This window comes from Psychrobacter sp. L7 (genome assembly GCF_002810365.1).
GTDB lineage: Bacteria > Pseudomonadota > Gammaproteobacteria > Pseudomonadales > Moraxellaceae > Psychrobacter > Psychrobacter celer.
Window position 1 is genome coordinate 107,724 of the sequence record NZ_NEXR01000001.1, and the last position, 11,501, is coordinate 119,224.

13 protein-coding genes are annotated in these 11,501 nt (G+C 47.3%); 5 read left to right on the plus strand and 8 right to left on the minus strand.

Going from position 1 to position 11,501, the window contains the following annotated elements; translation table 11 throughout:
• Nucleotides 1–131 precede the first annotated feature (131 nt).
• The 3 genes from dapB to CAP50_RS00460 are packed head-to-tail and all read left to right on the plus strand — an operon-like array spanning nucleotide 132 to nucleotide 1,911.
• A complete protein-coding gene (dapB, locus tag CAP50_RS00450) occupies nucleotides 132–974 on the plus strand; it encodes a 4-hydroxy-tetrahydrodipicolinate reductase (RefSeq protein WP_100748622.1) in 843 nt (280 codons plus the stop codon).
• Nucleotides 967–1,194 (plus strand): hypothetical protein, encoded by a 228-nt coding sequence (locus tag CAP50_RS00455; RefSeq protein ID WP_100748623.1) that lies wholly within the window; start codon nucleotides 967–969, stop codon nucleotides 1,192–1,194. Before dapB ends, CAP50_RS00455 begins: the two co-directional genes overlap by 8 nt.
• A gap of 30 nt (nucleotides 1,195–1,224) precedes the next feature.
• Nucleotides 1,225–1,911 (plus strand): hypothetical protein, encoded by a 687-nt coding sequence (locus CAP50_RS00460; RefSeq protein WP_100748624.1) that lies wholly within the window; start codon nucleotides 1,225–1,227, stop codon nucleotides 1,909–1,911.
• A gap of 140 nt (nucleotides 1,912–2,051) precedes the next feature.
• On the opposite strand, the gene CAP50_RS00465 is transcribed toward CAP50_RS00460, so the two are convergent.
• The 5 genes from CAP50_RS00465 to CAP50_RS00485 form a co-directional block, all read right to left on the minus strand.
• Entirely contained in the window at nucleotides 2,052–3,227 is a 1,176-nt protein-coding gene (locus CAP50_RS00465; RefSeq protein WP_100748950.1) for a type III PLP-dependent enzyme, read from the minus strand.
• A 48-nt stretch (nucleotides 3,228–3,275) separates the two neighbouring features.
• Complete coding sequence (gene def / locus CAP50_RS00470) at nucleotides 3,276–3,830, minus strand: peptide deformylase (protein WP_100748625.1); 555 nt, start codon at nucleotides 3,828–3,830, stop codon at nucleotides 3,276–3,278.
• A 270-nt stretch (nucleotides 3,831–4,100) separates the two neighbouring features.
• Complete coding sequence (locus CAP50_RS00475) at nucleotides 4,101–4,355, minus strand: GlsB/YeaQ/YmgE family stress response membrane protein (protein ID WP_100748626.1); 255 nt, start codon at nucleotides 4,353–4,355, stop codon at nucleotides 4,101–4,103.
• Nucleotides 4,356–4,728: 373 nt separating this feature from the next.
• On the minus strand, nucleotides 4,729–6,213 hold the full coding sequence (gene mpl, locus CAP50_RS00480) for a UDP-N-acetylmuramate:L-alanyl-gamma-D-glutamyl-meso-diaminopimelate ligase (RefSeq protein ID WP_100748627.1): 1,485 nt from the start codon (nucleotides 6,211–6,213) through the stop codon (nucleotides 4,729–4,731).
• 276 nt (nucleotides 6,214–6,489) lie between these two features.
• Complete coding sequence (locus tag CAP50_RS00485; protein WP_241900590.1) at nucleotides 6,490–7,044, minus strand: copper resistance protein NlpE N-terminal domain-containing protein; 555 nt, start codon at nucleotides 7,042–7,044, stop codon at nucleotides 6,490–6,492.
• Nucleotides 7,045–7,421: 377 nt separating this feature from the next.
• Here CAP50_RS00485 and CAP50_RS00490 point away from each other — a divergent pair, with 377 nt between their 5' ends.
• Nucleotides 7,422–7,775, plus strand: a complete 354-nt coding sequence (locus CAP50_RS00490; RefSeq protein ID WP_075100793.1) for an IS630 transposase-related protein — start codon at nucleotides 7,422–7,424, stop codon at nucleotides 7,773–7,775.
• Complete coding sequence (locus CAP50_RS00495) at nucleotides 7,741–8,268, plus strand: IS630 family transposase (protein WP_198411578.1); 528 nt, start codon at nucleotides 7,741–7,743, stop codon at nucleotides 8,266–8,268. Before CAP50_RS00490 ends, CAP50_RS00495 begins: the two co-directional genes overlap by 35 nt.
• Nucleotides 8,269–8,405: 137 nt before the next feature.
• On the opposite strand, the gene CAP50_RS00500 is transcribed toward CAP50_RS00495, so the two are convergent.
• The 3 genes from CAP50_RS00500 to erpA form a co-directional block, all read right to left on the minus strand.
• Nucleotides 8,406–8,924 (minus strand): disulfide bond formation protein B, encoded by a 519-nt coding sequence (locus CAP50_RS00500; protein WP_100748629.1) that lies wholly within the window; start codon nucleotides 8,922–8,924, stop codon nucleotides 8,406–8,408.
• 48 nt (nucleotides 8,925–8,972) lie between these two features.
• Entirely contained in the window at nucleotides 8,973–10,559 is a 1,587-nt protein-coding gene (gshA, locus tag CAP50_RS00505; RefSeq protein ID WP_100748630.1) for a glutamate--cysteine ligase, read from the minus strand.
• Between the two features lie 332 nt (nucleotides 10,560–10,891).
• The gene (gene erpA / locus CAP50_RS00510; protein WP_100748631.1) at nucleotides 10,892–11,272 is read right to left on the minus strand and encodes an iron-sulfur cluster insertion protein ErpA; all 381 of its coding nucleotides are present in this window, start codon (nucleotides 11,270–11,272) and stop codon (nucleotides 10,892–10,894) included.
• Between the last annotated feature and the right edge of the window lie 229 nt (nucleotides 11,273–11,501).

The following is an 11,501-nucleotide window of genomic DNA, read 5'->3' on the forward strand; positions in this document are numbered from 1 at the left end:
TGTTTCACGTGAAACGCTAGGGGTTTTTAATGGGTGTATAAAAAACCACCCACGTAGGGATATTTGCTAAACTTAGGATAAATGACCTATAAGCACCACCGTGCTAAAAACATAAATATCTAGGACAAAACATGACTCAACAAACCAAAAAACAAACACAAGAACAAACCATCAAAGTCGGCGTCATCGGTGCTGGTGGCCGTATGGGACGCATGCTCATCGAAGCGGTACAAGACAACCCACAAACGACACTGAGCGCCGCGATTGAACGTCAAGGCTCAAGCCTTGTCGGTGCAGATGCGGGCGAGGTCGCGGCGATTGGGCATTTAGAGGTGCAAATCGTCGATGATTTAAAGGCAGTGATTCATGACATCGATGTGCTGATTGATTTTAGCTTGCCCGATGCCACTGAGCAAAACATGCAAGTCTGTGCGGCAAATGACGTTGCGATGGTGATCGGCACCACAGGTTTTAATGAGCAGCAAGAGCAAGTGCTAAAAACTGCCAGCGAGCAAATCGCTATCGTCTACGCAGGCAACTATTCGACTGGTGTGAATTTATCGCTAAAGCTGCTTGGTATGGCAGCCAAAGCCTTTGGGGATGATGCCGATGTGGAGGTCATCGAAGCCCATCATAAGCACAAAATCGATGCACCATCGGGCACCGCCTACATGATGGCAGAAGCAGTGGCCGACGCGCGCGGACAGAGATTAAAAGACGTCGCTATCTATGGTCGTGAAGGGCAGACCGGCGAGCGCGAAGCGGGTAGCATTGGTATTCATGCGATACGCGGCGGTGAGATCATCGGTGATCATACGGTGATGTTTATCGCTGATGGTGAAGTGGTCGAGATTACCCACCGCGCCCGTGCACGTATGACCTTTGCCGCTGGTGCAGTACGCGCCGCCACTTGGGTGATTGAGCAGAGCGCTGGGCAATATGATATGCAAGATGTACTGGGTTTAAATGAGTAGCTCTGCCCGTGCTCATCTTAAAGCGCTCAGTTGTGCGGTAGCGACTGTGATGGCAGTCAAACACAGTCGCCGTGTCCTTTATAGCCATGCTATTTATAAAAGCCTACTAGCCACGGCTGTTGGTATGATGGTGCCGCTGGTGGCTGTCCAAGCGGCGACTTATGAGACTTATGTCATTGATACCTATGGTGGTCAGGCACTCATACCAGCGGTACGCTAGCAGCTAGAGAGTAGCCGTGACGGTGGTACGGTGACCAGTTATCAAGACAAGCTGGTCATCCGCACCACGCCTGCCAATTACCCAAAGCTGCAGCAGCTATTGTCTTTGATTGATCGTCAGCCGCAAGCGCTCACGGTGACGGTACGCGTTGGTAATGACCGCCAGTCACAAGGTAGCATCCAGCAAGGTCAGGTTGTTATTAATCATCGCGGTATTCAAGGTGCAGGTATTATTCACCAGCAGAGCAGTCAACAGCAAGGTAGTAACTTATATCAAATCCAAACGCTGTCGGGCAGTGCGGCCAGTATTAGCACAGCTACTCTGTATTCATTAAACCAAACCTATATTGTCAATGGCTATCCGAATTATCACCGTCCTATAGGGCAGATTGTGATTCAGCAGCAGGTACTACCAACGACGCAAGGCATTGAAGTGACGCCAAGGCTATTACCAAGCGGGCAAATCGAAGTGAGATTAGTCCAAGTCGCAGAACAGCTCGAGCGCGACCATTCTGCTGATAACCGAGACAACGATTACAGTCACCGCGCCCATCGCATGCACGGCCAAAGGCTTGATAGCACGATGATCGTCCCGCGTGGGCAGTGGGTCACTATCGGGCAAATCTCACAAAACAATCAAACCCGACGCTCAGGTTATGGCAGTCATAGTACGCGAGATAGCAGCAACAACACGCCGATTTCATTATTGATACAGTGAGTGGTCATCATCAACATATTCGGTAGTGCTCACGCTCGGTCGTGTTTTTGATATTTTAACCATGATCAAACCAGTACAAAAAAGCGCGGCACTGCTTATCACAGTGCCGCGCTTTATGATGGATATCAATGGTCTAAAAGTTAATCAATATAAACCACGTCTAACGGCGGAAAGCCATTAAACTCGACTGAAGAATACGAGTTGGTATAAGCGCCTGTGGTCAGCCAATAGATTTTATCGCCAATCTCCAGCTCTTCTGGTAGCTGATAGCCCGCTTCTTCGTACATGATGTCGGTTGAATCGCACGTCGGGCCTGCCAGTACCACGGTGCCTTCGCTTGTTGATGTTTCCATTTTTGGCGTATACACAGGATACTTAATGGCCTCGCCCAACGTCTCAATCAGACCTTGGAACAATCCCACGTCGGTATATACCCAGCGAGTGAGATCCGTATGCGACTTACGCGAAATCAGTACCACATCACTGACCAACACGCCTGAGCCGCCGACCAACGAGCGGCCTGGCTCAAGGATAATCTCAGGCATCTCGTCTTCGTTGTAGTCATCAGTGAGATAACGAGTGATCTCTTCGGCATATACCCGAATTGGGTTGACCTCGCTGATATAATTGGTCGGAAACCCGCCGCCTAGGTTGATCATTTGCAGTTTGATATTTTCTTCGTTTTTCATCCAGTCAAACATATATTTGACCTTAGCCAGCGCATCATCCCAAGCAGCCACGTCTTTTTGCTGGCTGCCGACATGGAACGAGATACCATAAGGCACCAAACCCAGCTCACGTGCCTGAATGAGTAGATCAATCGCCATATTGGGGTGGCAACCAAACTTGCGCGACAGCGGCCATTCAGCGGTTTCTGACCCTTGTACTAAGATGCGTACAAACACTTTAGCACCAGGTGCATGCTTGGCGATGTTTTTTAGATCCGCTTCTGAGTCAGTTGCATATAGCTCGATGCCTTTATCAAAGGCGTACTTGACGTGCTCGGCTTTTTTGATGGTGTTGCCATACGAGATGCGTGATGGCTCAACGCCGCAATCAAGCACGCGGTCCAGCTCATAGATGGAAGCACAGTCAAAGTTTGAACCCAGCTCTGCCAATAGCTCGATGACTTCAACCGCTGGGCTGGCCTTCATGGCATAGTGAATTTTTGCTTTTGGAAACAGACTGACCATCTCATGATACTTGGCTTTGATACGACTAAGATCCACCACCAAAAATGGGGTTTCGCGACCTTCAGCAGCTTTGGTAAATTTCTGCCAAGCGGCAGAGTCAAAATATTGGTCAATTTTGATCATCGTCATATAAAAAACCTTTGGTAAAAGCGAATAGCAAATATGCTAGGCTTATGCGTTAGTGGTTTGCGGCTGTTGTTCAGCAGCATGCGCGCCTTGTTTTTCGCGGATTTTGAGTACTTTACGTACTTTATCGCGGGCTCGTGTTTGCTTGAGACGAGACAAGTAATCGACAAAAATAACCCCATTTAAGTGGTCCATTTCGTGCTGGATACATACTGCTAGTAGGCCTTCGACCTCTTCGTCTATCTTGTCGCCGTTTTCGTTTAGGGCTTCGATACGCACCTTGGTCGGACGCTCGACTTTGTCATAGACATCCGGCACTGACAGACAGCCTTCTTCGTACGGTTGTTTTTCTTCGACCAGTGGCGTCACTTTTGGGTTGATAAATACGCGAGGATGGCTTTTATCTTCAGATAAATCCATGACGATTAGCTGAATATGGCGATCCACTTGACTGGCTGCCAAGCCGATACCTTGAGCATCGTACATGGTCTCAATCATATCGGCGATCAAGGTTTTGATTTCAGCAGTCACTTCCTTGACAGGCTCAGCGATCGTACGCAAGCGCGGATCTGGATAGTTTAAAATAGGGAGTAATGCCATAATGCTTACCTCAATGCTAAGGATAAAATAGGGTATATATTATAAGGTAAATGGGGACAAAAGTAATGCTTATCAATACTTTCCCCTTAGGTTCGCGGGCGTTAGAATTTGTGCCTATGCATACAAAAGCCCTGCTGATCGCAAGGCTTTTGGGTAAGATAGCGTGCTTTTGCTGGATAGGTTTTGCTTGATTGATTTTGCTCAACACTCTCTTTTTTATCAATGCGGTTTTATCAAGTTATCTCTACCAAATTAGCTAAGACGCGTTGCTTATACGCGGCGCTTACTGACGATCATCTCATACAAGAACAGTAAGATGATGGCACCAATGACAGAGAAGATAAGACCCATAAAGCCGCCGTCAGCGTTGATACCGATAAGCCCTGCAATAAAGCCACCGAGCATTGCTCCGACGATACCTAGTACAATCGTCATAATCCAGCCCATGGGATCGCTACCTGGCTTGATAGCACGTGCCAATAACCCTGCGACCAAACCGACGATAATCATCCAAATAAAGCTCATATTATTCTCCTAATTTTTTATCATTTATAATTGCGTGCTGTGCTTTGATGAATTTATTGTAGTCATTCTAAGGATTGAAGAGTAAGCACAAAATGTTATCTGTGTATGGGCTATGTGAGGAAAAACCGCTATTTGCTATCAAGCAGAGGAAATAGGTAATCGGAAGGTTACAAAGGTAGTAAAGTCGCTAACGGGTGGCGAAGGTATGTGCTGAAGTAAAAAATGATAAACATCAGACAAAAAAGCGCCGTTTATCATCCATAAACGGCGCTTTGGGTATGTGATAGGCGACTTATAATAGCGTCGCATCTAAAAATCAGATACGTGGCTATCAAGTCGCTCAATGGAAGGCTGTTTTTCTTGCGTGCTGCGCCTATCGCTCGCGTAGGGCGGTGAGTAGTCGCTGATGAATTCCTTCAAAGCCGCCATTAGACATAATGACGATCGCATCACCTGACTGCGCATGCGCACAGAGATGCTCAATAATACCCTCAGTGCTACAAAGTACTTGCTGATGACCGATGGTACTATCCTCGGCCATCGCGGTATCAATAACTTCTTTAAGCCCCCACTCCAGACCAGACGGCTCATACCAGAGCGTATCGTCGGCTAGCGCCGCTGACTGTGCAAGGCTGTCTTGATGAATGCCCATCTTCATGGTGTTGCTACGCGGCTCGATGATGGCCCAAATGCGTCGGTCCGCCAGCTTCTTTTTGGCACCGTCTAAGGTGGTGGTGATCGCAGTTGGATGATGAGCAAAGTCATCGAAAACCAAGATATCATCGACATTGCCAATCAGCTCCATACGGCGCTTGATACCCGCAAAGTCTGATAGAGCAGCACACGCGGTCTCTACACTCACGCCCACATCGTAGGCGGCGGCGACTGCGACGAGGGCGTTGTTGACATTATGCATACCGCTCATCGACCACTCTACAACCGCTGCTGCGTTATCGGCAGGATAGCTGATCTGAAAACGACTACCGTCAGCGGTTAATAGCTTAGCATGCCAGTCGCTACGAGCCGTGGCGCTGTCTGCGGCAGTGGTATTTGTATCATCAATCGCGGTGCGCCAGACGGGCGTCCAGACGCCTTTTGCCAAGGTGTCCTCTAGGCTGGCTGTGGCGGCGGGCATGATGATTTTACCCGTACTAGGAATCATGCGAACCATATGATGGAACTGCGTCTGAATCGCATTGAGATCGGCAAAGATATCGGCATGATCAAACTCAAGGTTGTTTAAGATAGCCGTACGCGGACGATAATGGACAAACTTAGAGCGCTTATCAAAGAATGCAGAGTCATACTCATCGGCTTCGATGACAAAATAGCCGCCGTTTTTATCCTCACTGTCTTTATTCGCAGCAAGTTTGTCTGCACCAAGATAGCTGCTGTGGGCAAACACTTGCTGCAAGTGCGTATCAGGCGTATCGACCAGTGGCACACCGCCGATCAAAAACCCTGCATCGATACCAGCATAGTGCAGTATCCAAGCCAGCATCGTCGTGGTCGTGGTCTTGCCGTGCGTACCGGCTACCGCGATGACGTGACGCGACTGCAATACTTGCTCAGACAAAAACTGCGGACCTGAGGTATAGCGCAGTCCTTCGTTTAGCAGGTACTCGATGACATCCATACCGCGTTTCATGGCATTGCCTACCACTACTAAGTCTGGCGCGGGCTGTAAATGCTCGATCAGGTATCCCTCTTCGATGACGACGCCGGCATTTTGTAGTTGGGTCGACATCGGCGGATAGACATTGGCGTCTGAGCCGGTAACCTTGTGCCCAAGCGCCCGCGCCAGCAATGCCAGCGACCCCATAAAAGTACCACAAATGCCAAGGATATGAATATGCATAGACGTTCCGTACGTGCTGAAGTAAAAAGGTGGACTCTCAAGTTGGTAGATCCAAAGACATAAGATCTATCGGGGTAAACTTGCTGGCTGAACCTTGCTGGCTAGACTTGCTTGTTAGAGTTCGTCTGCAAGGTTGGATGTGCAAACGTTTGGTGCCCAAGAGTGGGATTCATTGTAAAGTAAACGTCGTTCGATGACCAATAAAAAACACCTAATGGGTAAGCGCAGTATTGAGGCTTTATCATAACAGGCATGAGTCAGCAACAAATGGATACGCTATTTACGCGATAGAACATAATCGTCATCGAGCTGTTTGTCATTGTCCATCAATATCAGATGATTGTCTTGAATACGGTAGGTCTCTATGTTTTCTTGCTCATAAACGATGGTAATGAGGTCATTATCTTGACGATAAATGCCAGACTCAATCGTCGGGACTTTGGGCTGGGAAGGGTTATTATACAGACTGGTTTTTAGGACGGAGCCATCGGCAAATAGGTTTAGGGTGATATCGATACTGTCACAAAAAGAGCAGGGCACCATACCGCCGTAGTCGCCTATTAGCGTGGCTTGTAGCGAGCCATAATCGGCGGTGCCCCCATCCCTATCTACATTGTCAATGCTGCTATCGGCAGTTGATTGCGCTGCCATGATCAGTGAGCGACCTTCTACGGCGTCGAGCTCGTCGGCATCAGCCTTAGATTTAGATAGGCTGTCTGCCAGATCGACGGTAGATGAGCTGCTGTCTGCAGCGTTATTGACCGGCGCAACCTTAGTACTCACTTCTTTGTTGGTATTAGAAGAGGCGCTATCGCAACCAACCACTAACACGCAAAGCGGTATACCTAAAAGCAGACGATGAAAGCGTCTGATCATCGATACAATAAAAGAGCAACTAGGCGCACGGTATATCATGGTCACACCAAAAACAGTTTTTTAAACAACATCTGAAAAGACTGCCTATCATATCGGCAAGTTCAGGGTATTGTCAAAATCGAGAAGTAATGAAAAAACCAAACAAACCATCAAAAACCATGATTTTTATGAGACGATTATCATGTGACTCATCGTTGGTTTTGAGGTAGATAAACAGCGTTCAATCGCTTGGCAATTCTATAAAGCGGCGTATGTCATGCAGGTCTGCTTATAGTCAGTCTTTTATAAATAAGATACAATGCTTTTAAAATAAAGAGAAAGATATAATCATTATGACTTACTCAGCAGACTTTCGAACGCAAGTTATAAAAAGCGTCAAAGACAAAGACATGAGCATTCGTCAAGCTTGTATTTTCTATGACATCAGCAAAACCACTTTACAGCGTTGGCTGAAAAATCCAAGTATCAAACAAACTCGGGATAAGCCACCCAGTAAAATACCAAATGAAGCACTTCTCAAAGACGTCGCGCAGTATCCAGACGATTACATGTACGAGCGAGCTCAACGTTTAGGCTGTAGCAAGTCAGGCATTGATATTGCCCTAAAGCGCCTTGGTATCAGTCAAAAAAAAGACCTTAGAGCATCCAAAAGTGTGTCCAATAAAAAGAGCAGCGTATCAGAGTAAGCTCAATAGTTTTATGCAGCAAGGCTATCCCATTGTGTACATGGATGAAAGCGGCTTTGAGGCTGAAACCATTCGTTCTCATGGCTATGCACCGATAGGTAAACCCTGTATCGACAGCTATAACTGGCAAGCAAGAAAGCGCACTAACGTTATTGATGCGCTCTATGAAAAAATGTTATTTGCCTTAGATTACTTTGAGCAAAATATTAACAGCAGCATATTCTACCACTGGTGCAAACACACGCTAATACCAAGTCTTAAAACAAAATGTGTGATCGTGATGGACAATGCTAGATTTCATAAGAACAAATGCATTCAAAAACTACTGAACAGACATGGCCATCGTATTCTTTGGTTGCCACCCTACAGCCCTGATCTAAACCCCATTGAAAAGAAGTGGGCACAGGCAAAATTTCTACGTCAAGGCTGGATGGAGAATAATCTACCTAAGCTGTTTCATGATATGGGTTGTATCTCTTTTATTCTAGACTGACTATATCAGCAAATAGAATAAGCTGTGACAAGATATCAAAGGTTTAGAATACCTTTGTAGCGTTTTTGTTATTGGTTATTTTTATAAAATCATGCCATACCGATAGGCGTATCGGTATGGCATGGGGATAAAGAGGACTATTTAGAGGCGATAGGACGTACGATACGCCACAACACCAAACCGTGGACGACCAGCAATAGACTAAACAAAATCAAAGACTGCTCAGGGATACTCAGTCCCATAAACGTCCAGTCGATAGCGGCGCACTCACCAGAGCCTGCAAAAACTTCTTTAAACACCTGCAAAATAGGTAAGGTGTCTAGCCAGTAGTCTAGCCCCGGACCACAAGAAGGCACTTGATCAGCAGGTAGGTGCTGTAGCCAGACGTGACGGCCTGCCACCACAGTCGACCAGCCAATACCCGCCAAGCTACCTAGCCATAATACCAGACGCACCGCCATAGATTTGGGGTGAAATAAAGCCGCCATCAGGGCAAACACGCCCATCACAATCAGCCCGATACGCTGAAAAATACAAAGCGGGCAAGGGGTAAACCCCATATAGCGCTGCAAAAAGAACAGCGCAAAGCTCATACCTATCACGGCCATAACGACCAAAAATACTTGTAGATTGCGGTAAGTGGTCAGCGGTAGCATGGGACAGTCACTCTTATTAGGTCGTTGTCTAAGATATCAAACCAGTGGTTAAGTTGGTTGCTGGCGGTATTGTTGTAAAAAGTCCATAAAGTCTTCTGTTTCGGCAGACTCAATCTCTGCTTGTTGCAAAATAGATTTTTCTGCCAATACCTCATATTTGGCTTGGGTGTTGGGGCTCAAGGTCTGCTGCAACAACGCGTCACGATGCTGCTCTGCCAAGGTAAATCCAAGTTGCCATAAGCTGCCCAAGCGTTTGCTATCGGCATTGACTTGCGCCGAAATCGTCGATTCTGGATGACTGGCTTTGCCTTGCATCAAGGCCACGGCTGCTCGGTAGTCATTACCACCATAGTGCGCGTCAAATAGCTCGGCAAGTGGCTGCATACGATCTAAATGCATAAGCATCCAGCTCTCAAGCGATTGCTCTTCGCCGTTATTGATGATGTGCAAGCCCTCGCGGCGACCTTCGTTTACCACGCGCTCAAGGTTGATTGCCAGCGCTTCTTCTTCCTCAGGGAGCAAGTCAGGCGAGTCATTTAGCAGACAGTACAGCGCCATGACTTCTAGAAAACAAGCGCTAGAGAGACGGATACCGACATCGCTATACGGGTCGAGATCGATGGCGCGAAACTCGACATAGGCGATACCACGGCGCTCTAGTGCCTCGGTTGGCGTCTCACCGCTCATGGCGATTTGTTTGGGGCGGATAGGACTATAGTACTCGTTTTCTATTTGCAAAATATGATTGTTAATCTGAATAGGATTGCCGTCCGCATCATCCAAACCCAGTTTTTTAAAGCTCTCATGCGGCGTCTGAATCGCGCGGCGCAGTCCTTTGATATACTCAGGCAAGTTGTTGTAGCGGATGTCGAGCTGCTCTTGTACGCTGTTGGTATAGCCAAGTTTGCCCATCCGTAGGCTAGTGGCGGTAGGTCTGTAGTAGGTCGAGTCATTGAGGCGCTCTAGGTCATGCTCGCGCCCCGCTAAAAAACACGGACAAACGCTGGGGCTGGCTCCCAATAGATACAGCACCAAGCTGGTTAGGCGCTTAAAATTACGGATCAGTCCAAGATACTTATCGTTTTTAAACTCCGTCAGCGTCAGATTTTGCGCCGCTGGCGTCTTTTCTTGCCAAGCCGCAAACAAATCATCACCAAACGACAAATTATAATGCAAGCCTGCGATGGTCTGCATACGGCGACCATAGCGGATACCAAGCCCGCTGCGATACAGTGTTTTTAACTTGCCCGTATTAGAGCTGCCATAGTCGGCCAGCGGAATATCTTCATCGTTTGATGACAGCATACACGGCATGGATAACGGCCACATCAGCTCACCCTCAGGCATACCTTGATAGACCAGCAAATGCAGCTGGCGCAGCATGTTTAAGGTTTCTTTGGGAGAGGTTTTTGGGTCAGTGATCAGCTCAAGCAGACTTTCTGAGTAATCTGTGGTAATAAACGGATGAGTAAGTTTGGAACCCAGTTTAGCTGGATGCGGGGTTTGTGCCAAAAAACCATCAGGTTTAACACGCAAGCCTTCTTTTTCGATACCGCGGAGCATCCCAGTCAGATGCTGATGGTCAAACCAATTGGGGATTTCAAAGTTCACAAAGCTACTCGCAAAATTACTCATAATAGGCATCTATTGTTATTGATTATGGTAGACCAAAACACGACGGGCGTTTGACCATAAAAGAGGTAAATATAAGGATGAAGAATTTGGTCAGTTTAGCTCAAAGCAGTCCTGAAAACCACGGACAATTACAAATACGATAAGCTTTATCCAAGGCGGTTTTGGCTGGTTTTACTAAAAAAATTGACACACAAATCACAGAAAAAAGCAGTCTGGCTTACTGCCCATTTAGCGAATGGGCAGGCACGAGACGAAAAAGCACCTATAGATAAGATAGGAGCCTTATCCATAGGTGCTTGAACCGTCGTTCTCAAACCGCAAAAAAGCGTCATTTAGATAGAGAAGGACGAGCCGCAGCCACACGTCGTGGTGGCGTTGGGGTTGGTCACGATAAAACGCGCGCCCTCTAAGCCCTCGGTGTAGTCAACGGTAGAGCCTTGCAGGTATTGATAGCTCATCGAGTCGACGACCAAGGTCACATCGCCATTATTAAAGTTGGCATCGTCTTCGTTTAGGTCATTGGCAAAATTAAAGCCATAAGAAAATCCTGAGCAGCCGCCACCGGTGACATAGACGCGCAGCATCAATGTGTCATCGCCTTCTTCTTCGCGCAGGCGGCGCACTTTTTGAGCGGCGCTGTCTGTTAGGTTTAAAACCGTTGGGTCTACAGGCTGGGTGGCGCTTGGGTTAAATTGATTGGCTGATTCGTTCATATCTACCTCAGTTACTAGGATCAAAGGCTGTCGTCCTGTTTGGGTTTGCAAGCACAGTCTTGCAAAAAAAGATACGCACGGCGTTTGATTCAATGGAATGCTGTCATTATGGCAAAGCGATGCGCGCGTTATCAATCCTTGTTATCAATATGATATGAGTGTCATCACTCACGCGCTAAATACATGCTCGGCCATAGGCACTTATGGTATCGCAGTATATCATAATGGG